Annotated in this window: 22 protein-coding genes and 1 pseudogene; 18 read left to right on the forward strand and 5 right to left on the reverse strand. The window is 70.9% G+C overall.

The window, feature by feature from the left end; translation table 11 throughout:
* From IPI43_29045 to IPI43_29065, 5 genes are all read left to right on the forward strand, one after another.
* On the forward strand, positions 1-488 hold a 488-nt coding region (locus IPI43_29045), incomplete at its 5' end, for a hypothetical protein (GenBank protein ID MBK7778115.1).
* A gap of 97 nt (positions 489-585) precedes the next feature.
* A complete protein-coding gene (locus IPI43_29050) occupies positions 586-1,038 on the forward strand; it encodes a hypothetical protein (GenBank protein MBK7778116.1) in 453 nt (150 codons plus the stop codon).
* A gap of 142 nt (positions 1,039-1,180) precedes the next feature.
* On the forward strand, positions 1,181-3,760 hold the full coding sequence (locus IPI43_29055) for a HEAT repeat domain-containing protein (GenBank protein MBK7778117.1): 2,580 nt from the start codon (positions 1,181-1,183) through the stop codon (positions 3,758-3,760).
* A gap of 100 nt (positions 3,761-3,860) precedes the next feature.
* Entirely contained in the window at positions 3,861-4,193 is a 333-nt protein-coding gene (locus IPI43_29060; GenBank protein ID MBK7778118.1) for an integration host factor subunit beta, read from the forward strand.
* A 74-nt stretch (positions 4,194-4,267) separates the two neighbouring features.
* A complete protein-coding gene (locus tag IPI43_29065; GenBank protein ID MBK7778119.1) occupies positions 4,268-5,509 on the forward strand; it encodes a tyrosine--tRNA ligase in 1,242 nt (413 codons plus the stop codon).
* Between the two features lie 588 nt (positions 5,510-6,097).
* Here IPI43_29065 and IPI43_29070 read toward each other — a convergent pair.
* Positions 6,098-7,390: pseudogene (locus IPI43_29070) on the reverse strand (glutamate--cysteine ligase).
* 239 nt (positions 7,391-7,629) lie between these two features.
* Here IPI43_29070 and IPI43_29075 point away from each other — a divergent pair.
* The 8 genes from IPI43_29075 (at position 7,630) to IPI43_29110 (ending at position 15,024) form a co-directional block, all read left to right on the forward strand.
* Positions 7,630-8,772 (forward strand): hypothetical protein, encoded by a 1,143-nt coding sequence (locus tag IPI43_29075; GenBank protein MBK7778120.1) that lies wholly within the window; start codon positions 7,630-7,632, stop codon positions 8,770-8,772.
* Positions 8,773-8,837: 65 nt separating this feature from the next.
* Complete coding sequence (locus IPI43_29080; GenBank protein MBK7778121.1) at positions 8,838-9,194, forward strand: polymer-forming cytoskeletal protein; 357 nt, start codon at positions 8,838-8,840, stop codon at positions 9,192-9,194.
* Positions 9,191-9,796 (forward strand): polymer-forming cytoskeletal protein, encoded by a 606-nt coding sequence (locus tag IPI43_29085; protein ID MBK7778122.1) that lies wholly within the window; start codon positions 9,191-9,193, stop codon positions 9,794-9,796. Before IPI43_29080 ends, IPI43_29085 begins: the two co-directional genes overlap by 4 nt.
* A gap of 16 nt (positions 9,797-9,812) precedes the next feature.
* Positions 9,813-10,376 carry an orotate phosphoribosyltransferase gene (gene pyrE / locus IPI43_29090; protein ID MBK7778123.1) on the forward strand — a complete coding sequence of 188 codons (564 nt, stop codon included), beginning with the start codon at positions 9,813-9,815 and terminating at the stop codon, positions 10,374-10,376.
* Positions 10,373-11,032 carry a hypothetical protein gene (locus tag IPI43_29095; GenBank protein ID MBK7778124.1) on the forward strand — a complete coding sequence of 220 codons (660 nt, stop codon included), beginning with the start codon at positions 10,373-10,375 and terminating at the stop codon, positions 11,030-11,032. Before pyrE ends, IPI43_29095 begins: the two co-directional genes overlap by 4 nt.
* Positions 11,033-11,211: 179 nt before the next feature.
* Positions 11,212-12,888, forward strand: a complete 1,677-nt coding sequence (locus IPI43_29100) for a HEAT repeat domain-containing protein (GenBank protein MBK7778125.1) — start codon at positions 11,212-11,214, stop codon at positions 12,886-12,888.
* 9 nt (positions 12,889-12,897) lie between these two features.
* Positions 12,898-14,829 carry a sigma 54-interacting transcriptional regulator gene (locus IPI43_29105; protein ID MBK7778126.1) on the forward strand — a complete coding sequence of 644 codons (1,932 nt, stop codon included), beginning with the start codon at positions 12,898-12,900 and terminating at the stop codon, positions 14,827-14,829.
* Positions 14,830-15,024: a hypothetical protein gene (locus tag IPI43_29110; GenBank protein ID MBK7778127.1), complete on the forward strand. Its 195-nt coding sequence runs from the start codon at positions 14,830-14,832 to the stop codon at positions 15,022-15,024.
* Between the two features lie 27 nt (positions 15,025-15,051).
* Here the strand turns inward: IPI43_29110 and IPI43_29115 are convergent, their stop codons facing one another.
* Positions 15,052-16,359, reverse strand: coding sequence for a M18 family aminopeptidase (locus IPI43_29115; GenBank protein ID MBK7778128.1), 1,308 nt, complete (start codon positions 16,357-16,359; stop codon positions 15,052-15,054).
* Positions 16,360-16,423: 64 nt separating this feature from the next.
* On the opposite strand from IPI43_29115, the gene IPI43_29120 reads away from it, so the two are divergent.
* Positions 16,424-17,545 carry a hypothetical protein gene (locus tag IPI43_29120; GenBank protein ID MBK7778129.1) on the forward strand — a complete coding sequence of 374 codons (1,122 nt, stop codon included), beginning with the start codon at positions 16,424-16,426 and terminating at the stop codon, positions 17,543-17,545.
* Between the two features lie 265 nt (positions 17,546-17,810).
* Here the strand turns inward: IPI43_29120 and IPI43_29125 are convergent, their stop codons facing one another.
* Positions 17,811-18,407, reverse strand: coding sequence for a hypothetical protein (locus tag IPI43_29125; protein MBK7778130.1), 597 nt, complete (start codon positions 18,405-18,407; stop codon positions 17,811-17,813).
* On the opposite strand from IPI43_29125, the gene IPI43_29130 reads away from it, so the two are divergent.
* Positions 18,406-18,690 carry a hypothetical protein gene (locus IPI43_29130; protein ID MBK7778131.1) on the forward strand — a complete coding sequence of 95 codons (285 nt, stop codon included), beginning with the start codon at positions 18,406-18,408 and terminating at the stop codon, positions 18,688-18,690. The two genes, IPI43_29125 and IPI43_29130, sit on opposite strands and share 2 nt — an antisense overlap.
* Positions 18,691-19,435: 745 nt before the next feature.
* The gene (locus tag IPI43_29135) at positions 19,436-19,606 is read left to right on the forward strand and encodes a hypothetical protein (protein ID MBK7778132.1); all 171 of its coding nucleotides are present in this window, start codon (positions 19,436-19,438) and stop codon (positions 19,604-19,606) included.
* A gap of 253 nt (positions 19,607-19,859) precedes the next feature.
* On the opposite strand, the gene IPI43_29140 is transcribed toward IPI43_29135, so the two are convergent.
* Complete coding sequence (locus tag IPI43_29140; protein ID MBK7778133.1) at positions 19,860-20,951, reverse strand: hypothetical protein; 1,092 nt, start codon at positions 20,949-20,951, stop codon at positions 19,860-19,862.
* A complete protein-coding gene (locus tag IPI43_29145) occupies positions 20,948-22,804 on the reverse strand; it encodes a beta-galactosidase (protein MBK7778134.1) in 1,857 nt (618 codons plus the stop codon). Before IPI43_29145 ends, IPI43_29140 begins: the two co-directional genes overlap by 4 nt.
* Before the next feature lie 337 nt (positions 22,805-23,141).
* On the opposite strand from IPI43_29145, the gene IPI43_29150 reads away from it, so the two are divergent.
* Positions 23,142-23,678, forward strand: a complete 537-nt coding sequence (locus IPI43_29150) for an RNA-binding protein (protein MBK7778135.1) — start codon at positions 23,142-23,144, stop codon at positions 23,676-23,678.
* A 772-nt stretch (positions 23,679-24,450) separates the two neighbouring features.
* Positions 24,451-26,523, forward strand: coding sequence for a hypothetical protein (locus IPI43_29155; protein ID MBK7778136.1), 2,073 nt, complete (start codon positions 24,451-24,453; stop codon positions 26,521-26,523).
* Positions 26,524-26,586: the final 63 nt, after the last annotated feature.

The following is a 26,586-nucleotide window of genomic DNA, read 5'->3' on the forward strand; positions in this document are numbered from 1 at the left end:
GCTTCGCTCCCAACAACGGCACGTGCAACGACTCGAACGAGTGCACGGCCGACATCTGCTCCTCGAGCTCGGGCACGGGCTGCAACTCCACGCCCGTCATGAACGGGCTCCCCTGCACGGGCGGAACCTGCTCCAACGGCACGTGCCAGACGGTGAACCCGCGTCTCTTCCGCCTGAACACGGCACGCATCGAGGATCCGCACATGCACCTCGACATCCGCGCCCTCGGAATCGTCCGCCTCTGTGGCGACATCACCAATGACCCTCTGACGATCCCGGTCGTCGGTGGTCAGATCCCCGCGCTGAACCCGACGTTCACCACCCTGGTGACCACCGATGGCGTCGACCCGGATGCCTTCCTCGACTTCAGCTACGTCTTCGACTTCGACAACCTGGTTCAGACGAACCTGGCGACGGGCGTCGAACGCGGTCGGAGGCCAACCGCACGGCATCGACGAACTGTGTGCCGACCTCCGGCACGAACCTGAGCTTCAACTCAAAGTTCGGCGCACCGGAAACTGCACCCTCGGCGATGCGCAGGTCGATCCGCAGACGTGGCTCCGGCCCACGGACACCACATCGGTCGTGAACACCTCGGTCTCGGGCGCGAGCGGGTGCTTCATCTCCACCAACAGCGTCGCCGGCGGAAACGGTCGCACCTTCACCTTGGAGCTCGTGCTTCAGGGCCAGAACGTCGCCATCCCGCTCTCCGACGCCGCGTTCTCGGGCACCTTCACGGGTGAGCCGGCGACGGGCATCACCAACGGTGTCCTGACCGGCTTCCTGCGCCTGGCGGACTCCAACATCAACGTGAACGTCACGGACCCGGTCAACATCACGGTCAACCTGCGGGACAACGTCCTGCCGGATGGCGTGAACCAGGGGAACGCCTGTGGTGGTGGCGGCTTCGGGACGCAACGCGATGGCTTCGATGACGGCGTGGCGCCGGGTCGTGCGCCTCACCCGACGCTCGGCAACGGCTGGTGGTTCTTCATCGACTACACGTCGGGCTCCGTCACCGTCTCCTCGGGCTTCTGAGTTTGCCCCGGGCGACTCGGCCCCGCGCCGAGTCGCCGACTAGAAATGTGAACCCCCGCCTCGAGCAATCGATGCGGGGGTTTTCGTTTGGTATGTGGTGATGGTTGATGCGCGCATCACGGACCGGTATCGTTGCGCCGCCATGAGCCAAGACATCCCGCCAGTGCCTCCTCCCCTCCCCGAATCCGATGACGTCGAGGAGCTCGGCCTCGAGATGCTGGACAGTCTTCCGCCCGTGCCGCCTGCGCCGGACGAAGTGGACTCGTCGCTCGATCCGTTCGGTGCGGCTGCGCTCGCTGCGCCCGCGCTCCCGGGGGAGCCGCCGCCCAACCCGCTGCTGGCGGTGCAGCGCTCGCCCTCGCCGCTCGGTGGTTCGCCGCTCGGCGGAGGCATGACGCTGGGCGAAGAAGATGATCGCTCCATCGAGAAGATCGGCACGCGCACGACCAAGTCGGGGCGGATGATCGTGGGCGCCATGGTCGTTGCGCTCATCGCCATCGGCGGGTGGGCGTTCGTCAGCCGCCAGCACCACGAGGACCGCTTCGAGCGCCTCGAGGAGATCGGCCGCATGGAGGACCGCGAGGCCATGCTCGCCGCGCTGCGCGCCTACTTGCCCGAGGCGCCCTACGACGACGTGAAGGAGCGCGTGCTCGCGAACCTCGGTCACTTCCGAGATGCCGAAGCCGTGCCCGCCATCATCGGTGAGCTGCACAACGGCGGCGTGGTCCGCCGTGCAGCGGCGCGCGCGCTGGCGCAGATCGGCTTGCCCGCCGCCGAGAGCGCGAAGGGGCCGCTGTTCGACGTGCTGGCCGACACCGACGAGCGCGACCGCGCGCAGGTGGTGTGGACGCTGGCGCTGCTGCGCGAAGAGCGCGCCGCCGACGCCGTGCTCGAGATGTTCATGTCGGGCCGCCTCCAGGCGCTCGATGACTTCTCGCCCGACGTGGTCGTGGCGGTGCTGGGCACCGAGCGCCTGGGCACCGACGCGCTGATCCGCCACGACAGCGAGAGCGTGCGCGTCCTCACGGCCCACGCGCTGGCCGAGGGCCGTGGCACGGAGGTGGTCGAGCCGCTGACGCGCATGCTGTCGGCCGAGCTGGAGCGCCCGGCGCCCACGCGCGACTCCACCGAGGGCTCACGCTCGCCCGAAGTCATCCGTGCCGTCACGGCAGGCCTCGGCCGCACCGGGGACGCGCGCGCGGCTCGCCCGCTCTTCAACGTGCTCAACGCGCACCGCGACCTGCGCGCCAGCGTGCTCGAGTCGCTGCGCCAGAGCGCGTCCGGCACCCAGCTGGCGGTGCTCGCCCGCGAAGCCAGTGACCGCGACCTGTTGCTGGACCTCGTGAAGATGATGGCGCGCACGCACGACCCGCGCGTGGCCGACAACCTGGCGGGCTTCCTCGCGCACGCCGACGAAGAGATCCGCACCGAGGCCGCCTTCGGCCTGGCCGAGCTCGAAGACCCGCGCGCGGCTGGCGTGCTGGTGGCCGTCGCCCGCACGGGCGTGGGTCGCGCCGACGACGCGTTCGGCGCCCTGCGCTACGTGGCCTCGGCCGAGGTCGCGGCCCCGCTCCGCGAGCTGCTGGAGCACCGCCCGGCCCGCCGCGCCGACATCCTGCGCGCCATGGGTCGCTCTGGTGACGCGTCCTTCGGTTCTTTCTTGATCGAGCAGCTGGAGGAGACCGACGCGGGCGCCGCGGCCCTGGCCCTGGCCGACCTCGACTACACGCCGGGCTTCGTGCAGCTGCGTCGCCTCTCGCGGCGGCCCGGCAACCTGAACATGGGCACCACCGGCCCGAGCGACCGCTCGCTGGCCACGCAGAGCGTGCTGGACGCTCGGCGCTCGGCGCTCATGGGCCTCGGCGCCTACGGTCGCTCCGAGATCGTGGACGACATGATCGTCATCGTGGAGGACGGACAAGACGACTACGAGCTCCGTGAGATCGCCGCCGCCAACATCGGCATGGTGGCCACGGACGAGCAGATGGCGGCGATCTTCACCAAGATCCTGGACGCCTCGCTCTCGCTCCCGTCACGCAAGAACTACGCGGCGGCCCTCTGGCAGCGTTCCCGGCCGGCGCTCAACGCGCGCATGCTGGAGCTGGCGGGCAACCAGGAGGTCTCGTACGAGATCCGCCGCGCGGCCTCGCTGGCCGTGGGCTATGCCGCCAACCCCGAGTCCGACGCGGCCCTCATCGCCATGCTGGACAACCGCGAGAGCGAGCGCGGCGCGGCCATGGCCATCGCGCTGGGCGGCGGGCCCGCGGCGGTCACTCACCTCATGGAGAAGCTGGTGGAGAACCGCGAGCTGGCGCAGATCCTCCAAGAGGCCGTGCTCAGCGAGGAGCGCGGCTGGTTCAGCCTGATCACCGAGGACATGGCCCAAGGGGCCTTGTGGCGGCGCCTGCGCACGGCAGCCCAGCTGCGCGCCGGCCTCTCGGGCTCGGCCGAGAGCTACAGCTACGCCTGGAACAAGGTGCTGGACGTGATGCGCAACGGTTGGAGCGGGCCCGGCGGCGCCAGCCGCGCCTACATCCGCGGGCAGCTGTGGAACGCCGTGCAGAGCGAGGACGCCCCCACCCGCCAGCTGGCCGCGCGGGCCATGCGTGATCTGCCGGAGCGCGGGCTCTTGTTGCGTGCCCGAGACACCGAGGGCGTGGCGTCCGAGGCGGCGCGCGAGCAGCTGGCCGAAGAGCTGCGCGCCGAGACCAACGAGGAGTGACACGATCGGGTCCGTTCAAGCGTGTTGACCGGACCATCGACCTTTCTTATTCTCGCCGTGGTTCCGCGCACTTCGAAGGTGCGCGGCCGGGTGCATGACGATGACCAAGTCCGAACTCATCGACGCTGTCGCGCAGCGAACCAAGATCACGAAGAGCCGCGCAGAGCAGGTGGTGAACTGCGTGTTCGACTCCATGACGCAGGCCATGGAGCAGAGTGAGGGCATCGAGATTCGTGGCTTCGGCAGCTTCAGCGTGCGTGAGTACCCGCCCTACAGCGGGCGCAACCCGCGCACCGGCAAGCCCGTTCACGTGGCCGCCAAGCGCTTGCCCTTCTTCAAGGTGGGCAAGGAGCTGAAGGAGCTGGTCAACCAGCCGCGCACCAACACCAACCCGCGCGCCTCAGCCGACGACGACGACGACGACGACGATTGAGCCCGTCCGCGGGCCCGCTCGCGCGGCGCTGCTGAAGGTTGACGCGCGCTGCGATTGCGTCACGGTCGGGAGCCATGTCGGATACGAACACCCTCAGCCCTGCCGAACAGCTGACCGAGCTCAAGCGCGGCGTCGTGGACCTGCACGTCGAGGCCGACCTCGCGAAGCGCCTTGCCGAGGGGCGCCCGCTGCGCATCAAGGCGGGTTTCGACCCCACGCGTCCGGATCTGCATCTGGGGCACGTGGTGCTCATGAACAAGATGCGGCAGTTCCAGGCGCTGGGACACGAGGTGGTGTTCATCGTGGGCGACTTCACCGCCCAGATCGGTGACCCCACGGGCAAGAGCGCCACGCGCTCGGTGCCCAGCGCGGAGGAGATCAAGCTCGGGGCGGAGAGCTACGCGCAGCAGGCCTTCCGCATCCTGGACACCGAGAAGACGCGCGTGGTGTTCAACAGCGAGTGGCTCTCGAGCATGCGCTTCGACGACGTCATCCGCCTGGCCGGCAAGTACACGCTGGCGCGCATGATGGAGCGCGACGACTTCAAGCGGCGCTACCAGGAGCACGAGAGCATCTCCATCCACGAGCTGCTCTACCCGCTGGCCCAGGGCTTCGACTCGGTGCACCTCGAGTGCGACGTGGAGCTGGGCGGCACGGATCAGCTGTTCAACCTCATGGTCGGCCGCGACTTGATGAAGGAGTTCGGTAAGCGCCCGCAGGTGGTCATGACCACGCCCATCCTGGAGGGGCTCAACGCGCGCTTCGAGGACGGCAAGATCGTGGGCGACAAGATGAGCAAGTCTCTGGACAACTACGTGGGCGTGGCCGAGCCGGCGGACCAGCAGTTCGGCAAGCTCATGAGCATCAGCGACCCGCTCATGTGGCGCTACTACGAGCTGCTGTCCGAGCGCCCGTCGGGGGAGCTGAAGCATCTGCGCGAGGGCTGCGACAGCGGCGCCCTCAACCCCAAGGTGGCCAAGCTGCAGCTGGCGGGCGAGATCGTGGCGCGCTTCCACAGCGCGGCCGTGGCCCGCGAGGCCGAGGCGCGCTGGCAGGCGCAGTTCTCACAGGGCGAGGTCCCGGACGACATGCCGGAGTTCACGCTCACCGGCGAAGACGGCGGGCTGTGGCTCCCGCGCGTGATGACGCTGGCCGGCCTGAGCCCGAGCACCAGCGACGGTCGGCGGCGCATCGAGCAAGGCGCCGTGCAGGTGGACGGAGAGAAGGTGTCCGACCTGAAGGCCAGCCTTAAGAGCGGCGGCACCTACGTGATCAAGGCGGGCAAGCGGGCCTGGGCGCGCGTGCGGGTGGATTGAAGGGGAGCCCACGGCTCCCACCCCCCCCCCCCCCCCCCCCCCCCCCCCCCCCCCCCCCCCCCCCCCCCCCCCCCCCCCCCCCCCCCCCCCCCCCCCCCCCCCCCCCCCCCCCCCCCCCCCCCCCCCCCCCCCCCCCCCCCCCCCCCCCCCCCCCCCCCCCCCCCCCCCCCCCCCCCCCCCCCCCCCCCCCCCCCCCCCCCCCCCCCCCCCCCCCCCCCCCCCCCCCCCCCCCCCCCCCCCCCCCCCCCCCCCCCCCCCCCCCCCCCCCCCACCCCCCCCCCCCCCCCCCCCCCCCCCCCCCCCCCCCCCCCCCCCCCCCCCCCCCCCCCCCCCCCCCCCCCCCCCCCACCCCCCCCCCCCCCCCCCCCCCCCCCCCCCCCCCCCCCCCCCCCCCCCCCCCCCCCCCCCCCCCCCCCCCCCCCCCCCCCCCCCCCCCCCCCCCCCCCCCCCCCCCCCCCCGCCCGCGCCCACGGACCCACCCCGCGCGGGGCCCACCCCCGCCCCCCTCCCGCCGGGGGTGCGGCCCGGTTGTGCCCAGGCTCCCAGCCTAAGGCGGATGCTCTCATCACACCGCGTCAGCTTCACCACGGCCCGCGGGTCGGGCCGGTCCTCGGGGAGGGCGCTCAACAGGAAGTCGGCGGGGCAGGCGCCCGCGTCCACCAGGGCGCGCAGCGGGGTGAGGTGCAGGCGCTCGGTGCGGCCGTAGCTGTCGCGCACGTTCAGTCGGTCGAGGCCATCTTCCGCGATGGTCAGTAGCTCGTCGGCCCACTCGCCCACGGCACGTCCCCCCAGCCGCGCTCTCAGGCCGTGCTGGGTGATGTCCACACGGTGCGCCACCACGTCGTCGTAGGACAGCTGCGAGGCCAGCGCCTCGGCCCGGTCGAGGGCCACGTCGTCGTACAGCACACCGCGGGCGAGCGCGGGCAGGGCGCACACCAGGTCGCGCCGCTGACTGTCCGCGCCGCGCCACTCCAGCGTGCGCTTGAGCCGCACCTCCGGGAAGAGCGTGTTCAGGTGGGTCTCCCAGTCGAGAAGCGTGGCTCGCGTGCCCTCATAGCCGTCCGCGAGGAACTCGGCGAAGCGCTGCCCCGTGTTGTGCACCACGCGCCCCTCCCGCAGGACCAGGAACATGGGCGCTTGGAGGGCCCAGGTGACGTAGTCCTGGTAGGTTGCGCCTTCCGTCCAGGCGAACGGCAGCAGCCCCGTGCGCTCGGGGTCCATGTGCAGCCACACATCGGCGCGCTCACCCAAGCGCCCGCGGTGCTGCCCCTCGTGCCACGGACTGTTCGAGAACATGGCGGTGATGATGGGCTGGAGGCGCAGCGAGACGCGCAGCTTGCGCATGGCGTCGGCCTCCGACTCGAAGTCCATGTTCGCCTGCACCGTGCAGGTGCGCTTCATCATGTCGAGCCCGCGGGCGCCGCGCGTGGGCAGGTACTGCTCCATGACGGGGTAGCGCAGCTTCGGCACGCGCGGCAGCTCGTCCACCGTGGCGAACGGGTGGAAGCCGACGCCCAGCCAGGTGAGCCCCAGCGGCTTCGAGACGGTCTCCAATTCCGCGATGTGCGCGTCCATCTCGGCGCGCGTGGCGTGGATGTCGAACAGCGGGGCGCCGGACAGCTCGAGCTGACCCGCGGGCTCGAGCGTGATGGAGGCTTCGCCGCGCACCAGGGCGATGGCCGGCGCCCCCGGGACCTCGCGCTTGGGCGTCCAGTCGTAGGTAGCCGCCAAGGCCTCGAGCACGCGCAGCACACCGTTCGGGCCGTCGAAGCTGACCGGGCGGAGGTCTCCATCCACCCCGAACTTCTCGGCCTCCGTGCCGATCCGGAACGCTGCGCGCGGGCTCTCCGCTTGGTGGAAGGGCAGGAGCAGGTCGTCCATGCCCGAGATGAGCGCAGCGTTGGGGTCTTTGGTGTCCACGGGGTCCTCGTTGCGGCTCGGTCGCCGGCAGGACCGGGACGTTACCAGGGCCGGCGGGCCTCGGCACTCGCCGCGACCAACGCCCTAGGGGGGATGAGTGGTAGGCCATCGCGCTCGAAGGAGCGGGCCAACGCGGCCTCATGGCATTCCGTCACCTGACTATTGTCCAATTGGTTATACTGCGGCGCATGGATTGGCGGATGGCATCTCGCGCGGGTTCGAATGCGCTCGCGCTCTTGGGTCTGATGAGCCTCGGCGGCTCGGCGGGGTGTTCGGTGTTCGACCCCTCGCTGGTTCCCCCCGAGGGAGAAGGTTGTGAGGGTAGGGTGCCCCCGGCGCGCGTGACCCAGCCGGACGAGCCCGGCAGCGAGCGCTACGTCGTGATCCTCCGCGACATCTTCATCGACCAGCGCGGGGACGCGAGCAGCGACCCGGCCCAGGCTCCGTGGCGCGACATCGGCTTCAACCTCGACGGGCTGTGCACGACCGCCGACGCGCCCACGAGCGAGTGCACGCCTGCAGAGGGCCTCGCCGTCGAGCTCGATGGCAACGAGGGCATCGACAACACGTTCGGAAACAGCTTCTTCCCGGTGCTGATGTTGGGGGTGGACGGCATCGACGCCGACCTGATCGCCACGCAGGAGCAGGGCATCGGCGCGGTCCTGCTGCTGGTCGATGACTGGAACGGCGCGCGCAACGACTCGCAGGTCACCGTGACGGTCACACAGACCGTGTTCGGGACGACCGCCGGGCCGGGCGGAGCAGCGCCGGACATCACCATCGTGGGCAGCGAGGCGTTTCTGCCGGATGGCACCACACCTGCACCCCTTCCCGCGTGGGACGGGACGGACTACTTCTGGGGCCGCGACGACACGTTCGTGGCAGGCGATCCAGGTTTGCCCAACGTGCGGGTCACCACGGCTTACGTCACGAACGGCGTGCTGGTGGCCCGGCTGCCCGACCGGACGCCCATCAAGCTGGTGGGCACCGACATCGGTGTCGAGGTCACCCTCACGGACCTGCTCGCCACGGGCAACATCTACGAGATGTTCATCGAGCCGTCCGACACGCCCCCCAAGGTGGTCGTGGCTGGGCGCTGGGGCTTCAACGACATGGTCGCCCAGTCGGCGAACGTGGGCATCTGTCAGGGCACCTCGCTCTTCCGGACGCTGACCACGATCCTGAACGGCATGATCGACGTTCTGCAGGACCCGCCGGAGGACCCCGATCCCAGCCTGCCGTGCGACGCGCTCAGCGTGGCCGTGACGTTCGACGCCTATGTGGGCAACTTCGGTGGAGTGGCGGAGGGCCAGGACATCCCCAGCCCGTGCCCGGCCCCCTGAGGGGCTGACAAGCGCGCCGGCGGATGGTATCTCGCGAGGCCGTCCCCCCCTGAAAGTCCAGAAACGTGACCCAGCGACCCCTAGAGGCTTATATCGGTGAAGGTCTGACGCTCAAGGGCAGCGTCAGCGGAGAAACCGACATGGACATCGATGGGCGAGTCGAAGGCAGCATCCACCTGCGCGGACACGTGCGGGTCACCGAGCGAGGTCAGCTCACGGGCGCCGTGACGGTCGGCTCGCTCACGGCGCTGGGACGCGTGGTGGGCGACGTGTGGGCCACCGACGCAGTCCATGTGGGAGAGACCGGCCGCGTGGTGGGCGACGTTCGCGCTGCGCGCGTCTCGCTCGATGACGGTGGGCTGCTGGACGGCGCCATCGACATGGACTTCGACCTGCCGGCAGGTCTCTTGGAGGCACGATGACTCGTCCTTCACTCATCCCCGGCAGCGTGACCGTGGAAGGCGAGCTCACCGGCCGCGGTGATCTGGTCATCCTCGGCCGCGTGCTCGGCGACATCACCATCGACGGGCTGCTCATCATCGAAGAGGGCGGCGCCGTGCGCGGCGAGGTGCGCGCCGCGAGCGTGGTCATCCGCGGCGCGCTGGCGGGCGACGCGGTGGGCCAGGAGAGCGTGCGGGTGGAAGCCGGCGCCCAAGTGGTGGGCGACTTGCGCGCGCCGCGCATCAAGGTGGCCGATGGCGCGCAGCTGAAGGGCCGCGTGCAGATCGGCGCCGAGGCTGGCCTGTCGCCAGTGAAGCAGGTGGCCCCTGGGCCGCGCGTGCGGCGTGCTCGCCCCGCTGGGTTGACGGAGGCCATGTCGCTCTCGGCGCCAGCGCCCGTGGTGGCTGCGGCGCCCGTGGTGGCTGCGGTGCCCGTTGCGGCGGTGGTCGCTCCCGTGGCGGCGCCCGTTCGCTCACCTGCGCCGGTGGTACGTGCTGCGCCGGCCGTCACGCCGCCCGCGTCGTTCACGCGGCCGCCCCTGTCCATGCCCCGCCTCACGCGGGTCGCCGCCGAGCGGCGCTAGGCGGGTGGGAGTACTCATGACCGACCGTCTCCTCGAGATGCTGCGCGAGCACAGCTTTCGCCGCGGCACGTTCACGCTCAGCTCTGGCAAGACCAGCGACTTCTTCATCGACTGCAAGCCCACCGTCCTGCGCGCTGAAGGTCACGTGCTGGTGGGGGCCGCGCTCATGGACGCCGCCCTCCGCCTCGCAGGCAGCCTCTCGGCCGTGGCCGGGGTGGAGCTCGGGGGCTGCTCGCTGGCCAGCGCCGTGGCGTTCCACTCGTTCACCCAGGGCCGACCGCTCGACGCGGTGTACGTCCGCAAGACGCAAAAGGGGCACGGCACCCAGCGCTTGCTGGAGGGCGCCGCTCACCTGCCGCAGGGGGCGCGCGTGGTGGTGCTGGAGGACACGGTCACCACGGGAGGTTCCACGCTGCGAGCGGTGGCTCAGATCCGCGAGGCAGGCCTCACGGTGGCAGGCGTCGTCTCGGTGGTCGACCGCCTCGAGGGAGGCGCTGCGGCCATGGCCGAGGCTCAGCTTCCGTACGTTTCGTTGTATTCTCGCACCGACTTCATGACCCCGGAAGCGCCCGCCCGATGACCCGCATGCCCCGAGCCACGGCGCTGCGCACGAAGCGCTTCGGTCTCTGGGCGCTGCTCTTCTGCTTGGGCTGTGCCAGCCCGGCCGTGGTCTCCCTCACCACGGGCCCGCGCGACTACACCCCCAACGACTACGAGGACGTCTACGAACGCTGGACCCGGTCGGAAGAGGACTTCGCCTGGGGCCGGATGACCGACGTGCTGCGCGTCACGGCCACGTTCGAGTCCTGGGAGTTCCGCTGGGCCTACGTGGTGCGCTACGCCGACGACCACAGCCTGGTGCCGGCCGCCCGTGACGAGATGCTGCGCGCCACCCTCGACGACGCGGGGACGCACCATCGGTTCTTCGTCACGCTCGCCGGCGACCAGTTCCGCGAGTCGAACCTCGCCGGCCGCGGGAGCGCCTGGCGCGTGCTGCTGATCGCCCCCGATGGCTCTCAGAGCGAGCCCATCGATCTCGAGCGGGTGCGGCGTCCGACCGCCGCGCAGCAGGTCTACTTCCCGTCGGTCACCACCTACCGCGAGGTCTTCCGGCTGGCGTTCCCGGCCACCCGCGAGGACGGAACCGCTGCGATTCCAGAGGGGGCCGACCACATCATCCTGCGCTTCACGGGGGCTCGCGGTCGCGTCGACCTGCGCTGGGACCTCGAGCCCTGAGGCTGCGCAGGGGCGCCGCTCGGGTGCTCCGTGGAAATCGCCTGGAAATCCAGCGGCAAATGTCGTTGACGCCTGCGCCGTCGCGCATGTATAGTCGCCCCGAACAATCTAAGTTCCTGAATTCTAAGGAGCTTTTGTCATTGCCCCCCACGTGTTGCGTGGGGCTGGAGGTCCGCATCATGCTGCGCGCGATTCCTACCCGTATTCTGATCCTGACGATGTTGGCGGCTCTCGCTGCGCCGCTGTTCGGCTGTCACGCCGACGAGAACGACCCCGAGGGCCAGGCCGAGGAGCTCGCGGATCCCGTTCGTCGCCAGAACGCCATCCACAACCTCCATCGCATCTACACCACCGCGCTCGCGGACGCGTCGGGCAACCGCGCGGCACCCGAGGTGGTGGCCGTCGCCGACGTCATCGTCCCGGCGCTGAACGACACCTACCTCAACTTCCTCGAAGACCGCAGCAACGGCCAGGCCATCCTGGACCTGCTCAAGGAGCTCCAGGACCCGCGCGGTCTGCCGGCCATCAAGAAGGCCCTCGAGTGGCGCACCGGCGTCACCGAGCTCCACGCGGTGCGCGCGGCGCAGGCCATCGGCTCCATGACCATCCCCGACGGCGAGAAGGCCGGCGTGGCCACCGCGCTCGGCACCGCGTTCGACGCCATCACCGGCGTGCGCGAGGTGGACAACCAGATGCGCATCGAGTTCGTGCGTGCGCTCGGCACCCTGCGCCACAACTCGGTCACGCCGGTGCTGGTTCGCATCATGCAGAACCAGTCCGAGAACCAGCACTTCCTCATCAACCGCCTGGCCGCGCGCGAGCTCGGTGAGATCGGTGACCCGGAGGCGGTCGAGCCCATGATCGGTGCACTGTTCCAGTTCGCCCCCAACAACCCCGGCATGCGCATGAACGACGTGGCAGCCGAGGCCCTGGTGCGCATCGGACGCCCGGCGCTCCAGCCCATGCTGCAGGTGCTCGCGGGCAGCCACGCGGCGGCCAACACGGCGGCCGACGCGCTCATCGCGGCAGTGCGCACGCGCCAGCCGGGCCTCACCATCAACCGCGCTCAGGTCGTGGGCCCCGAGGCCACCACCACGCTGGGCATGCTCGGCTTCGCGGACGCCTTCGAGCCGCTGCTCGCCGAGACGCGCGCCGAAGAGGTGGACCGCAAGCTGAACGGCTGCATCGCGCTCACGCGCCTCTCGCTCAGCGAGGCCCAGCACACGCAGGTGCGCACCGTGATCACCGCCCTCTACGCCAGCTTCAGCGCCAACCAGGTGGAGATGCGCGCCCAGCTCTTGGCCACCATGGCCAACACCTTCGACGCCGGTTATCTGCCGCTCTTCCTGACGGCGGCGCGTGACGCCGAGTCGCATCCTGCCCTGCGCGAGACGGCCATCGCCAGCCTCGGCAAGCTCGCCAACCGCGCCCAGGCCACCGAGCTGCGCGCCGTCATCGCTGCCGACGCCGACAACGCCCAGCGCTACAACGAGTACGTCGGCGCGTACCTGACGCTGGCCGAAGAGTGCGACACGAACGTGTCCTGCTACGTGGGCAAGCTCGGCGACGCGAACGCCAAGGTGGCCGAGAAGGCGGCATACATGATCGGCCTGCTGGCTCCGGACAACCAAGCCGACGCCATGACGGGTCTCGCCGCGCAGCTCGGCCACGCCACCTTCGAGGTGCGCTTCGCCGCGCTGCTCGCGCTCGACCACATCGCCGTCGCGGGCAGCCAGGCCGGCGTCGACAAGATCGAGGAGCTCAGCACCCAGGAAGACGGCCGCGCCATCTGGATGCAGTTCAAGGGCATCGCGCTCCCCATTCAGGCTCGCCTGCGCGCCCGCCTGCCGAGCTGACGGCGCGGCATGGTGCGCCTCGAGGTCATCTCCGGCGACGACGCCGGTCTGGTCGTAGAGCGCGACGTCGACGTCCTGCGCATCGGTCGCGCGGCCGACTCGCACGTCCCGCTCACGGCGCACCATGTCTCGGGTACCCACGCGTCCGTGGTCTTCTGCGCAGAGGGCCACGTGGTGCGGGACCACCACAGCACCAACGGCACGGGCCTGCGGCGGGGCAACGAGGTCTTCTCGCTGGAGAACCAGCCCGGGCGTGAGATGTTGCTGCGCTCGGGCGATGTGCTCTTGCTTGGCGAGCGGGAGCAGGCCGTGCAGGTGCGCGTGCAGCTCACCGAGGACCAGGACGCCACCGAGTTCGTCCAGACCCGCGAGGTGGGCGACGTGGGCCCCGTGGAGGAGCGCGCCGCGCTCGACCGCGAGGTGCTGCGCGCGCTCTACCAGGCGCAGAAGCGCATCAGCGGGGCGCTCGACCTCGAGAGCGTCATCGACGCCGTGGCGGAGTCGGTGTTCCAGTTCCTCTCGCGGGCCACGCACATGACCATCGCCCTCGCCGAAGAGGACGAGGTGGGCGCTGGCCGCAGCAAGACGCCGCAGTACGTGGCGGTGGGCAGCCGCGTGCGCGGAGGCACCACGCTCGATCCCATCCCGGTCACCCGCAGCGTGTTCAAGAAGGTGGTCAAGGAGCGCGCGGCGGTGCTGGCGGCCGACGCCAAGACCGACGTCGGTGCTTCGGTGTCGCTCATGGCGGCCCAAATCCTGTCCACCATCGGCGTGCCGCTCTGGCAGGGCGAGGACATCGTGGGCGTGCTGCAGGTGGACAACCGGGCGGCCAGCGGCATCTTCAAAGAGAAGGATCTCGACCTGCTCATGCTCATCGCCCAGAGCGCCAGCCACGGGGTGGTGCGCGCGCGCATGCTGGCCAAGCTGAAGCGCGCGGAGGAGCGTCAGCGCACGGAGAACACGTACCTGAAGTCGCGTGAGAAGACGCGCCGCTTCGAGGGCATGATCGGCGAGAGCGCGGCCATTCAGAGGCTGACCAGCCAGCTCCGCAAGGTGGTGGACACGCGCGTCACGGTGCTCATCGAGGGCGAGACCGGCACGGGCAAGGAGCTGGTGGCCAGCGCCGTGCACTACTGGTCCAACCGCGCAGACCGCCTGTTCGTGGCGCAGAACTGCGCGGCCATGCCCGAGAACCTGCTGGAGAGCGAGCTCTTCGGGCACAAGAAGGGCGCGTTCACGGGGGCCACCGAAGACAAGAAGGGCCTCTTCGAGCTGGCCGACCTGGGCACGCTCTTCCTGGACGAGGTGGGCGAGATGCCACTCTCGCTGCAGGCCAAGTTGCTGCGCGTGCTGCAAGAGGGCGAGGTGCGGCCCGTGGGCAGCAACACTACCCGCAAGGTGGATGTGCGCATCGTGGCGGCCACCAACCGCACGCTCGAGAACGAGGTGCGCGAGGGGCGCTTCCGCGAAGACCTCTACTACCGCCTGCAGGTGTTCCCGCTGCGGCTGCCCCCGCTGCGCGAGCGCGGCGACGACGTGCTGCTGCTGGCGGCGCACTTCCTCGAGCGCTACGCGCGCGAATTCGGGCGGTCCTCCGCCACGTTCTCGCAAGAGGCTTCGGAGCTGCTGCGCGCCTACAACTGGCCTGGCAACGTGCGCGAGCTGGAGAACGAGGTGCAGCGCCTGGTCATCCAGATGGACGAGGGCGAGAGCATCGTGGCGCCGCGCCACCTGAGCTCGCGCATCGGCAAGGTGGAGGGCGCCACGCTGCGCGTGCTGCCCGCCGGCGGTGAGCTCAAGGACATGATGGACGAGGTGGAGCGCGCCATCCTGCGGGCCTCACTGGACGAGCACGACAACAACAAGAGCGCCACGGCCAAGACGCTGGGGATCACCCGCGAAGGCCTGCACAAGAAGCTCAAGAAGTTCGGGATGGGCTGAGTGGAGGTCCCGCAGGACGAGACGTTCCGTGAGGAGCGCGAGCGCTTCGCGCTGCGCTGGAACTGCGAAGACTGCGCGCTCTTCGACGACAAGGAGCGCTGCGTGCACGGCTTCCCCACGCACCGCCACCGCCGGTCGCGCTACCTGGACCCGAGCGCGCCCATCCTGATCTGCAAAGAGTTCGACCTGGGCTGACGCGGGCCTGTGCGCGGGCCGAGTGCGTCAGCGCACCAGGAAGCGCCCTAGCGCGCGAATGAGGGGGGCCACATCGTCCGCAGCGGCCATCTCGCGCGCGCTGTGCATGGAGAGCATGGGGTTGCCCACGTCGATGGCCGGGATGCCCAGCTGCGCCGCGGTGATGGGGCCAATGGTGCTCCCGCAGCCGAGGTCCGAGCGCGTCACGAACTGCTGCACGGGCGTGCCCACTTCGCGGCAGAAGGCCATGAAGCGCGCGGCGCTCTCGGCGTCGGTGGTGTAGCTCTGGTTGACGTTGGTCTTGATCACCACGCCACCGCCCAGCTCGGGCCGGTGCGCAGGCTCGTGCTTGTCCAGATGGTTGGGGTGCGCGGCGTGGGCCATGTCGGCCGACACCAAGAACGACCGTCGCAGCGCGCGGGCCGTGTTGTCACGCGAGCCGCCCTTGGCCGACAGCGCCACCGTGACGCGGTCCAGCAGGGTGCCCAAGAAGCTGCCGGCGGCGCCTTGTGCGCTGCGGCTCCCGACCTCCTCGTGGTCGAACAGGATCACGCCCCGCGTGGCCGCCGCTTTGTCGGTCGCGCCGCGCACCAGGGCCTCGATGGCCGCGTGGCAGCACGCCAGGTTGTCCAGGCGCCCGGCGTTCAGGAACTCGCGCTTGATGCCCGAGCGGGTGGCCGGCGTGACCTCGTAGCAGCCGAGGTCCCAGCTCACGATCTGCTCGGGGGTGAAGTCGCCGTGCGCGTTCAGCTCGGTGACCAGCGCCTCGCGCAGCGACGTGGCGGTGCTGGTGAGCGCCCACAGTGGCGGCAGGTGCTTCTGCGCGTTGAGCACCAGCCCGTCGGTGTTCACGCCGCGGTTGAGGTGGATGGCCAGCGAGGGCACGCGCAGCAGCGGCCGCGCGAAGTCCACCAGGTGCAGCGCCAGGCCCGCGTTGGTCTGCACCGCCACGCGCCCCGCCAGCGAGAGGTCGCGGTCGAGCCACGTGTGGTACAGCACGCCGCCGTAGGGCTCCACGGCCAGCTGTCGGCAGCCGCCCGCGTGCAGGTCGGGTGAGGGCTTCACGCGCAGGTTGGGCGAGTCCGTGTGCGCGCCGATCAGCGAGAAGCCGGCGTCGGCCGGCTGGGCGGTGCCGGTGTGGAATGCGGCCAGCGTGGTCCCGCTGCGCACCACGTAGAACTTCTCGTTGGGCTCGAGCTCGAGCGCGTCACGCTCGTCGCGCTCGCGATAGCCCGCCCCTTCGAGGCGAGCGACGACCTCACGGACGGCATGGTATGGAGAAGGCGCGCGGTCGATGAAGCCGAGCAGGTCGTCGGCGGCGTCGAGCTGAGTCATGAAGCCCCATATATCAGGTCGCCCTCTTCTGTGTCGCCTCGCATGCTGTGTGCGCCTCGCGTGCGTGGTCGCGCTCTTGGGCTGCGGTGGAGACACGCACGAGAGCGCAGCGCAGCCGGCGCCCGGCCAGGCAGCGCTCGCCAGCTCCCCGAGCGCTGGCGGCGTGGCCTTCACCGCGGAAGCCGTCGAGGCCTTCGACCTGCGCCTCGACCGCGAGGGGCCACTGTTGGTCGCGGCGAGCGCTGGCGCGGTGACCGGCACGCGCTTCGATCGGCAGGCGGGACGCCTGGCTCTCCCGCAGCACGTCGCCACCGTCGCCGGTCGTGTTCGCGCGCTGGTGGCCGGTGTCGCGATCGGACGCAGCGCGGTGGCTTGGCTGCGAACCGCAGACGGGCATGCGCACGTGGAGCGGGTGCTCGGAGGGGGCCGGCTCCCCGTGTTCGGGCCCGCCACGGAGCTCGAGCGCTGGGCCACCAGCGAGCAGGAGGCGTCGAGCAACGTGGGGGCCCAGGATCTCGCGCTGTGGTCGACTCCCCTCGGGGACTTTCGCCTCTTGCATCGCGCCGCGCCCATGGCGTGCGAGGCGAGCGCCGCCTGCGCCACCTACCGCCACAGTCGGCTGTCTGACCCGGTGGGGGAGAGTCGCTCGAGCGCCTCGCTGGCCGCTCCGGTGGTCTGTCCGTGGGCGCTGCCAGGGCTCGTCATGGCCGGCGGCAGGATGTACTACGGGCTCTGCGTGCTGGTGGACGGAGCGCCGCTCTCCACGCTCTACCTGTTGCAGCCCGAGCCGCAGTACGCGCAGGCCGAGCGTGCGTTGGCCGAGTGCCGCCCCTTGGGCGTGCTGGCCGCAGCAGATGCCACGGGCGCGGAGGCTGCGCTGTTCGCCGCGGATTGCCCGGAGGGCCGCGTGGCCGTGAGCCTGGCCGCGCCGGGTGTCAGCGTCAGCCCTGTGGGGCCCGTGCAGGCCCCCACCTGCAGCGCAGCAGGCCCCGTGCTGCACGTGGGGGGCCTCCGTGTCCCGATCCCCGCGCCGCGTGACCGCCTCGAGGGCTTCTTGCCCAGCGACGTAGCGCCAGCCGGTGCGCGCGTGCTCTGGACCGGGGACGTCTTCGTCGTGGCCGAGCTCCTCGGCAGCCAGCTCAGCCTGCGCACGTGGTCGTGCGAGGCAGCTGCGACGGCCCGCTAGGCTCGGGCTGAGCGGGTCAGCCCCCGAGCGGCGTCGGGTCCACGTCGTCCAGCACCCCGTCGTCGTCGAAGTCCTGAACGGGCGGGGCAGGGTGCTCGAGCAGCAGCGGATCATCGTCCAGGGCCTGCCGCAGCAGGTCTTCCAGGAACACGCGCACCTCCGGGACGGGGTTGGTGATGGCGATGGGCTCGGGCAGACGGACGAAGGTGGTCCATACGTGCCCGCGGGCTCCAACGATGCGGGTTACGTTGGTCTTGCTCAGACCTCACCGTGGGTCGCCGGGGCGAACGCGAGCAACAGCCGGTGCGCCCGCGCACGTTGGCCGAAAAGCAGGCCCTGCCACCAGCGGCAGGTCCATGATGGGCGCGTAGCGTGGGCCCAGCTGCCCGAGTCCGAACGACACGGCCAGCCCCTCGGTCCCGGCGTTGGCGAGCACCTCGTCCCCCACGGACTCGAGGATGACCACGTCGCGCGGCGTGCCCTCGAGCGCTCCGAGACCAGCGCGGTCGAAGGCGAGCGGTGCGAAGTTGATCGGGTCGCCGCCGTCCAGCATGGCGTTCCCCAGCGCCACCACCGGGTGGAACCGGTCGAACGTCCCGCGCGCGCGGTAGATGGTGGTCAGCGCGAACGACAGGAACCCGGCGAGCGTTGGCCCGTGAGCGCCCGCCAAGTCGAGGATGCCGCCTCCCGGCCCGCACAGCACGATGGCGCGCAGGTGGGGTTCCACGCCGGCCAGCACCCCGCCGATGACGCCGCCGAAGGACTCGCCGAAGTAGACGATGCGGTCCGGGTCGAGCGCGGGCGCGGGCCCCATGCCGCCCCCCAGCAGCGGGGTCAGGTCCAGCGCGGGGTCGCGGATCATGCGCACCACCTCGCCCCAGTCGATCACCGTCTGCGCGATCTCGTCGCATCGCCAGGATGTTGGTGAAGGTGTGGAAGAGCCGGAAGGTGGTCTGCAGGCCCTCCACGTCGCCGAAGCCGTCGGCCCCGGCCACCGTGCCCGAGAAGCCGCTCACCACCTCGGCGAGGTCGCGCTCCTCATCCACCGGGTCGTAGCGGCTGCCGTGGCTCGACGCGTCGATGGCGATGGTGGCGTAGCCCGCGCGGGCGGCCGTCTCCATCATCATGGTCATCTGCATGCGTGACGCGCCGAGGCCGTGGCCGTAGAGCATCACGGGGTATCCGCTGGCTGGCGCAGGCGCGGACGGCAGCGCGATGGTGACGGGGATGGTGTGCGCCGTAGCTTGCACCACGGGCTCTCCGGCGTCGTCCAGCTCGAAGGTGCCGCTCTCGGGGCCATTCGCTGCTGGCCCGGGCAGGTCTGCGCGCCGGAAGAGCGTGGTGGTCAGCGTTCCCGTCGCCATCACGGCGATGCTCGCGTGCGCCATGCCCGTGGGGTTGTCCCAGCCCGCGACCTCGTCCACGCCACCAGCATCCAGCGTGGGCGTCCCCAGCACGTCGTCGAGCGCGGCGGCTCCCACGAACACCACGGAAGGGTCGTCGAACGTGAGGCTGGGGGCAGGCAACGCCTCCAGCTGCGTGCGCGCGCTCAGCAACGCGTCGCGGTGGTGAGCCACGCGGAACGCCATGACGGCCAGCAGCTCGCGGCGCGGAAGCCCCGCACTCACCACGGCGTCGGCCGCCTCACGCGTGGTGCGGAAGCGATCGGGGACGCCTGTGAGCCGCACGTCCAGCAGCCGCTCGAAGCCAGCCGCTCGTCGGAAGGGGCCATCCAGCGCGCGGAGCGCATCGGTCACCACCACAGCAAAGCGACCTCCAGGCGGGAGCGGGTGGCCCGGCCGCGGCGACCCGACCACGCGCAGGCGGCTCTCGTCCCAGCGCCAGTCGAAAGGCCACGCCGCACCGCTGTCGTCCACCACGTACACGGCGGTGCCAGTCGCGCTCGTCTCGGCGGGCAGCGACGCGGGGTCGATGGGCGCCGACACGAAGACCTCCACGGCCGGGCGGGTGGAGAAGCCGTCGAGCGTGGCCAGCAGCGGACGCACGCCGGCAGCGCCCGTGGGAGTCACCGCCTCGATGCCCGGCAGCGCGCCGATGTGACCGCTCGCATCGAGCCACGGATCACCGGGGAACGGCAGCTCGCCGTAGGTCGGCTCGTCCTCGCTCGGCAGCGCGAACAGCACGGTTGGCTGCGATGAGGACCCGTCGTCTGCGCAGCTCGCGACGAGGAGGAAGGTGCCGAGGACGAAGCTGAGCCAGAGCGCGCGCATGCCCGAGAGTACGCGCGCCGGCACCTCGCCCACAACTGCGCGCGGTGTCGCCTTCTTCCGAGGTAGGCGCGCCGCGAGGGCTTCTACGGACTCTCGCTGCCCTGCGGCGTGCCTCTCGAGGAGCCACCCTTCGGTTCTTCGCGCTGTCCCGCCGAGCTCGGGCGCAGCGCGCGGGCCAGCGTGGCCAATGGGTTCCAGCCTAGCGTCTCACTCAGGCTGGTCGCCTCTGGAATGCGCTCGCGCAGCGCTTGGCCGAGCGGGCGGAAGAGCGTGAGCAGCTCGGTCCCGCCCAGCAGCTCGCTGGTGGCGCGCGTGAACGAGCGCAGCGCGTCGGCGCCCAGCGCGACCGCCACGTAGGTGGGGGTGGGGTGCACCAGGATCTCCCGCGCTGCCACGGCGGTCACCCAGGCCCCCGGGTCCGGCACCCGCAGCAGACGCTCGAGCGTTCGACGTTGCCCGTAGACACCCAGGTGCAGCGGGGCGAGGTGCGTGCCGATGCCGTGCGCGAGCGCGCGGTGGTCGCGGTGGTAGTCGCCGCTGAGCGGACCCGCCCACGCCAGCAACCGCTCGGGGCCCACCACTTGGTCGATGCCGTCGCGCCGCCGGCTGAGCGCCACACCCGTTGCCACCTCGTTGTCGTCGTAGAGCACCAGCGCGAACGAGTGCCCCACCGGGAGCAGCAGATCGAACGCGCGGCGCACCGTGCTGCTGGTGGGCAGCGGGGCTCCGGGCAGCGGGGGCCACGTGGACAGCCAGCCAGCGGCCTCCACCTCGCGTACGGCGCGCAGCAGCGCCAGGAACTGCATCAGGTCGTGGTTCCACGCGTGGCTCGCGCCGGGGTCTGCGTGCAGCGCGTGGGCTTCGCGCGACGCGGCCAGCCAGCCCAGCGCCAGCCGCTCGGCAATCTCTTCGAAGGCCCCTTCCACGGTGAGGATGGCGCGGGCCACACCGTGCTCTCGGCACAGCCCACGCAGGTCCACGCCGGCGGACAACGGGGACTCGAGCGTGACGGGCCCTCGGCCAAGCACCACTGCGTTCAGCACGCGCCGCGCTTCGTCCACGGCGATGAGCAGCGTGCCCTGCCGCCCGCGCGTGTCGGGCCGCAGCAGGTCGAGGAGCGAGGCCCACTGAGCGGCGTCGAAGCCCTCGAAGCGGATGTCGTCGCGGAAGATCATGGCGTGGCCCCGTTGGCGGGATCCGCGGGAACGAGCAGCATGCGCACCGATTGGCGCGCCACCAGCAGCGAGTCGCCCAGCGGCCCCCGTTGACTCGGGGGCAGCAAGAGGTCCCGCGCGGAGGCCCGAATCTCGGCCGGGAGCGTGGCGCGCCGTGGCTCGCTGCCGGGGTTCACGATGAACAGCACGCGGTGCCCGCGCGGGTGCACGTGCGCGGTGACGCACAGCCCCTCGCCGAGATCCGGCTCGCGCGCGAGCTGCAGCTCGGTGGCGTGCGTGGCCAGCGTCTCGTCGGGGTCACGCAGCAGCTCGAGGCGCGCCTGCGCCAGCTCGTCGAACGCGTGCTCCCGACCGTGCTCGTCGCGCCGGGGACGCCGTGGCCCACACACCACCCGCGCGCCGCCCACCGCACACGCCGCGAGCCGCACCGCGAGCGGCCGGTCGAAGAAGTCGTACGTGGGCGCGATCACCAGGCCGAGCGACTCCCACGCGGCGTCGGGAGCGTCGCCGTCCACGTACACGAACGGCACGCGCAGCCGCGTGAGCGCCGCGGCCACGGCCTCACAGCGCTCCCACCAGGCCACCTGCACCACGTCGGCGTGACCCAGCGCGTCTTGCCGACACCCGTGCACCGGGCTGCCCGAGACCACCTCCATGATGGAAGGCGAGAAGGGCCCATAGACGTGCGTGGCGCGCGACAGCCGCAGGTAGCTGCGCGGCCACACGATGCCCACACGTGCGGGCCGCTGCATGGCCTCGAACTCCACCTCGTCGAGCGCACGCAGGAGGCGCTCCCACTCGTCCGCGCCAGGCCGGCGTTGCCCGCGCTCGTCCAGCGGCGCGCCGTACCAGCGGTCGCGGTCCACCGCCATGTACGCGTTGAACGAGCGCAGCCCATGCGCACAGGCCACCAGCGCACAGAACAGCGACTCGTCTGCGCGCATGGGTGGGAACCAGGGCGGACCGCCCGCGCCCAGCTCCGGCGCGTAGGCTCCCGGCGTGGTCCCCGCCAGATACAGCGTGCGCCTCCGGATGGTCTCGAACTCCTCGGCGCGGTGGTAGTAATCGAGCCCCACCACATCCAGCTCTTGCGCCAACGCGGGCAGGCTCATGGGCAGGCCCGCCTCACCCAGCGAGATGTTGTGGAAGGTCTTCACGCGGCCGAGGTCGGGCGTGCACAGACGGTCCCGCATGGTCACCAGGCTGCGCGTGAGCAAATGCTCCTGGAAGGCCGCCCAGTCCAGGTGCAGGCCCAGCGCTTCACTCGGCTCGAAGCGCTCGGGCGGGTGGATGTCCATGATGCCGCCGTAGGCGCGACCGTGTGCCTGTGCGGCGGCCGGAAGCGTGCCGTGGCGGGCCTGCACGAAGGCGCGGAACCCCGCGCGCGCGTCCGGATGGAAGTCTTGGCCATAGGGCCCGTTGCGGAAGTAGTAGCCCGCCTCGTTGTCGATCTGCACCCACTCCACCGGGCCGTGCGGGCGGATCCGTGGTGCCAGCTGAGCGGTGACCGCGTCGAACCAGCGCCCCACTTCGGCGAGATAGGCCTCGCTGGCGTACGAGGGCACCGGGAACATGCGCGGCGGGAAGTACAGCATGACCGGGTTGCCGCGCGGCGAGCGCGCCTGGCACTGCGGGTCCAGCAGCACCCGCTCCGGAATGCCGAAGTGCGTGAGCTCGGCGTTGATGTGCGGGCCGGGCCGCACGATGGCGCGCAGTCCCAGCGTGTGCGCGAGGTCCAGGAAGGCCCCCACGTCCTTGCGGCGGTCCAGCTCGCCGAAGTCGTACCGCCCGGCCTCGACCTCGTGCACCGACCACGGGACGTACGTCTCCACCGCCGCGAATCCAAGGTTCACCAGACCCCGCAGGGCGGGCTCCCAGTCCCGACGAGGGAGCCGCCAGTAGTGGACGGCGCCGGAGCGGGGCGGCAATTGCGGGGCACGCGTGGGCGGCATCTGGCGGTGAGGGTAGGTCCGTGGAGAGCCCGGCACAACGCGCCAATCGTGCTTGCCTGGTGCGTGGGGGAGGCCTGGGACCCCCCCGCAAATTCTTTAAAGGGTGCTGGAAACGAAACTCGACCGCTGCTAGCGTCTTCGCTGCGGGCCCGAATTGAGCGCGGGTCCGTAGCACACCCAAGTGCGCATGTCATTCGTGAGAGTGGTGGGTTCGCCCACGGAATGTGAGATACGTGAGATGAGTAGCAAGTTGTTCTGCGGCGGCCTCGCATGGGGCACCACGGATGAGACCCTGCGGTCTGCATTCGAGCCCTTTGGTGAAGTGACGGACGCTAAGGTTGTGCAGGACCGAGAGACCGGTCGCTCACGCGGCTTTGGATTCGTGACCTTCGCGACCCCCGAGCTGGCCAGCAGCGCCCGCGATCAGATGGACGGTGCGTCGCTCGACGGTCGCAAGATCCGCGTGGACATCGCCCAGGAGCGTCAGGGTGGTGGTGGCGGCGGCGGTGGCGGTGCTGGCGGCCCCCGTCGTAGCGGTGGTGGTGGCGGCGGCGGCTACGGTGGTGGTGGTGGCGGCGGCGGCGGTGGTGGCGGCGGCGGCGGTGGCGGCGGCTACGGTGGTGGCGGCGGTCGCGAGGGCGGCGGCGGTGGTGGCGGCTATCGCGACGACCGGGCGGGCCGTGGTGGCGGTCGCGGTGGTCGTCCGGGCGGCGGCGGCGGCGGCGGTGGCCGTGGTGGTCGCGATGGCGGCGGCGGCCGCGGCGGCGACTGGTAGTCCCACGCGTCAGCCCACCGCTGACGAGCGGAGGAGGCGTCCGGGATTCCCGGGCGCCTCCTCGCGTTTCGGGTGGTGTGGGCGGCGGACCACGCGACCGCCCGGCGGCTCCTTGGCGGTCCGCCCCACGCATGTCCTGCATTGGGGACCTGACATGGGAGGGGCGGTCTGTTATTGCTCCGCGATGAGCGCGAGAGAGGGACGGTTGATGGCGCAGCGCGGGATGGTGCTGTGGATAGTGTCGGCAGTCGCCGGCTGCAGCGGCAGCGGGGAGGTCAACACAGCGCCCGACGCGGACGCAGGCGTCATGACCACCTCCGACCTTGGCCGAGGCGTGGACTCGGGCCCCCCCGCTCCCCCGCCCTATCAGCCCACGCCGCTCGTCTGCCAAGGTACGACGAGCGCGTGTTCGACGTACGACGACAACCGCACAGCGTGCAACGGTGTGCTCGGGTGCAACTACGGACGCTGCGAGTTTCGGGAGCTGGCGTGCATCGGGTTCGAGTCGTACCAGTGCGAGAGCGGATGCTCGTGGGATTCCTACCGAGAGCGCTGCACTCAAATCAGCGGCGGATGCAGTCGGACCAGCCCATCCAGTTGCCAGGCGCTCGAAGCGTGCCGCTGGTCGTCCACCAACACGAGCATCTTCGACTACAACTCCTGCCTCGGGACGGCGACTCCATGTTCGGCGCTGACCGTCGCGACGTGCGAAACCCAGACGGGTTGCGAGGTCGGCTGCCCCGACTCTCGTCTGCAATGCGGGAGCACCTGCGTGGATCTGACGCGCGACGACAACCACTGTGGCGGTTGCGACAACGCTTGCGGCGCCGGCGCGTCGTGCGTTGACGGCGGCTGCGAGTGCGACACGCCGGGCCACATGCGTGACCCGTGTGGCGTGTGCGACGCGGTCCCCACCAACGACTGTGTCCTCGATTGTGCGGGAACCCCGGGCGGAGACGCCACGCGTGACGCCTGCGGGACGTGCGACGCGAACCCGAGCAACGACTGCGATTGCGCCGGAACCCCCGGAGGTCTCGCGACAGTCGACATGTGTGGAACCTGCGACGCTGCTCCAGGCAACGACTGCGTAGAAGACTGCGCCGGCGCGTGGGGAGGCGCGGCCACCGTGGACCTGTGCGAGGTGTGCGACGACAACCCCGCGAACGACTGCGACTGCTTCCTGGTGCCTGGTGGTGCCGCCGATATGGATGAGTGCGGGGTGTGCGACGCCGACCCGTCCAACGACTGCGCCATCGATTGCTCGGGCGTGTGGGGCGGGCCCGACCGCCTGGACATGTGCGGTGTGTGTGACGCGGACGCGGGCAACGACTGCAGCCAGGATTGCGCGAGCACCTGGGGAGGGACCGCCCAGGCGGACATGTGCGGCACCTGCGATTCCAACGTCTTCAACGACTGCGTGCAGGACTGCTCCGGCACGTGGGGCGGCGCCGCAACCGTCGACCGTTGCGGTACTTGCGACGCGGACCGGAGTAACGACTGCATCTGCCTCGGGGTGACATGTCCTGCTTCGGGGCCTTGCTTCGAGGGCTATTGTGACCTGCCCTCCGACACCTGCATGGAGCGACCCTTCCCCGATGGCACGACGTGCCTGAGCGCGGGAACGGAGATCTGCGTCGACGCCGCGTGCGTCACGCGGCGTTGTCAGGATGGTTTTCTCGAAGACGGCCCGACCCCCGCGCGGGAGCTCTGCGACGACCGGAACGCGGACGCCGGCGACCTCTGCGACACGAGCTGCCGCGATCAGGCCTTCGTCATCCCGGAGGCAGGTCGACTCGCTGCGTATGCGCCCTCGGTCGGAGTCGATGGAGCGGGCCGAGCGCTCATCGTCTGGCTGCGCGACGACCCGGGTTCGCAGAACGACCCGGTGTACGCGCAGGCGTTCGACGCGTTCGGCGCTCCCGACGGGCTGCCTTTTCCCATCCGCGCTGCGGGTCCGCGCGGCTTGTCTCCCTCGGTCGCGGGGCTCCGCGGAGGGGGCTGGGTGGTCGCGTTCGCGATCGACGACGCGTTCAACCGGCGCATCGGGTTTCATATCGTCGCTCCAAACGGAGCCGTGGGTCCCGAGCGATCCATAATCACGTACGGCGGGTATCCCGCTGTCGCAGCGCTCGGGTCCGGGTTCGTCCTCGTCTGGACCTACAGCTCCACCCTCTGGGCGCAACGGTTCAGCGCGACGGGGGCACCCGCGTCGGGAAGCTTCATTGCGGGGGAGGCCGGGCAGTACAGCCCCCCCGGGGTGGTCGCGTCCTCAGGAGAAAATTGGTTCGTGGCGTGGTGGGGGAGCCTCGATGGAAACGAGGGCCACGTGTTTGGGCGAACGTTCCGGTCCACGAGCCCGCGTGGCCCAACGGCCGACTTTGGTACGGGCAGCTCGCCTGCCGTCACCGCCATCAGCGACACCGAGTTCGCGCTGACTTACCGAGAGTCAACCGCACCGCGCGCCGTGCTCGTCCGCCGCATTCCTCTTGATTCGCCGCTGGCCCAGACTCCGATAGTGGTCGGTCACACCACCCCGAACACGCGGCAGCAATCCGTTGTCCCCTATGGCGACAGCCTGCTGGTCGCGTGGACCGACGAGACGGATGCTCGCGTGATCGCCGCGGTCGGCCCGACTCCACTCAATGTAGGGGACGCGAGCGCGACGCTGGCCGCGCTGCCCGGGAACGGCTGGGACATCTCGGTGGTGCCGTCTCCCCCTCCGGGACCTGGGTCGTCTCGCCCGCGTCGACTTCGTATTTTTCGCCCATCGAGGTCACGCTGCTCCGCCGCCCCTGAGCTCATGGGCCCACGCCGCGAGCGACGGCGTCGACGTTTGCGAGCGTAGCGGTGCGGCGCCTACGCGAGAGGTGCTCCTTGCCCCCCACCCCCCCTTGTGTATAGTGCCGCG

This window comes from Sandaracinaceae bacterium (assembly GCA_016706685.1).
GTDB lineage: Bacteria > Myxococcota_A > Polyangia > Polyangiales > Houyiibacteriaceae > JADJJE01.

Excerpts from the sequence above, each read along its gene's own strand:
- IPI43_29060 (MBK7778118.1), top strand. The coding sequence starts at position 3,861 with ATGACCAAGTCCGAACTCATCGACGCTGTCGCGCAGCGAACCAAGATC.
- IPI43_29100 (MBK7778125.1), top strand. The coding sequence starts at position 11,212 with ATGCTGCGCGCGATTCCTACCCGTATTCTGATCCTGACGATGTTGGCG.
- IPI43_29130 (MBK7778131.1), top strand. The coding sequence starts at position 18,406 with ATGCGCACCACCTCGCCCCAGTCGATCACCGTCTGCGCGATCTCGTCG.
- IPI43_29055 (MBK7778117.1), top strand. The coding sequence starts at position 1,181 with ATGAGCCAAGACATCCCGCCAGTGCCTCCTCCCCTCCCCGAATCCGAT.
- IPI43_29085 (MBK7778122.1), top strand. The coding sequence starts at position 9,191 with ATGACTCGTCCTTCACTCATCCCCGGCAGCGTGACCGTGGAAGGCGAG.
- IPI43_29140 (MBK7778133.1), bottom strand. The coding sequence starts at position 20,951 with ATGATCTTCCGCGACGACATCCGCTTCGAGGGCTTCGACGCCGCTCAG.
- pyrE (MBK7778123.1), top strand. The coding sequence starts at position 9,813 with ATGACCGACCGTCTCCTCGAGATGCTGCGCGAGCACAGCTTTCGCCGC.
- IPI43_29105 (MBK7778126.1), top strand. The coding sequence starts at position 12,898 with ATGGTGCGCCTCGAGGTCATCTCCGGCGACGACGCCGGTCTGGTCGTA.
- IPI43_29125 (MBK7778130.1), bottom strand. The coding sequence starts at position 18,407 with ATGATCCGCGACCCCGCGCTGGACCTGACCCCGCTGCTGGGGGGCGGC.
- IPI43_29115 (MBK7778128.1), bottom strand. The coding sequence starts at position 16,359 with ATGACTCAGCTCGACGCCGCCGACGACCTGCTCGGCTTCATCGACCGC.
- IPI43_29150 (MBK7778135.1), top strand. The coding sequence starts at position 23,142 with ATGAGTAGCAAGTTGTTCTGCGGCGGCCTCGCATGGGGCACCACGGAT.
- IPI43_29075 (MBK7778120.1), top strand. The coding sequence starts at position 7,630 with ATGGCATCTCGCGCGGGTTCGAATGCGCTCGCGCTCTTGGGTCTGATG.
- IPI43_29065 (MBK7778119.1), top strand. The coding sequence starts at position 4,268 with ATGTCGGATACGAACACCCTCAGCCCTGCCGAACAGCTGACCGAGCTC.
- IPI43_29095 (MBK7778124.1), top strand. The coding sequence starts at position 10,373 with ATGACCCGCATGCCCCGAGCCACGGCGCTGCGCACGAAGCGCTTCGGT.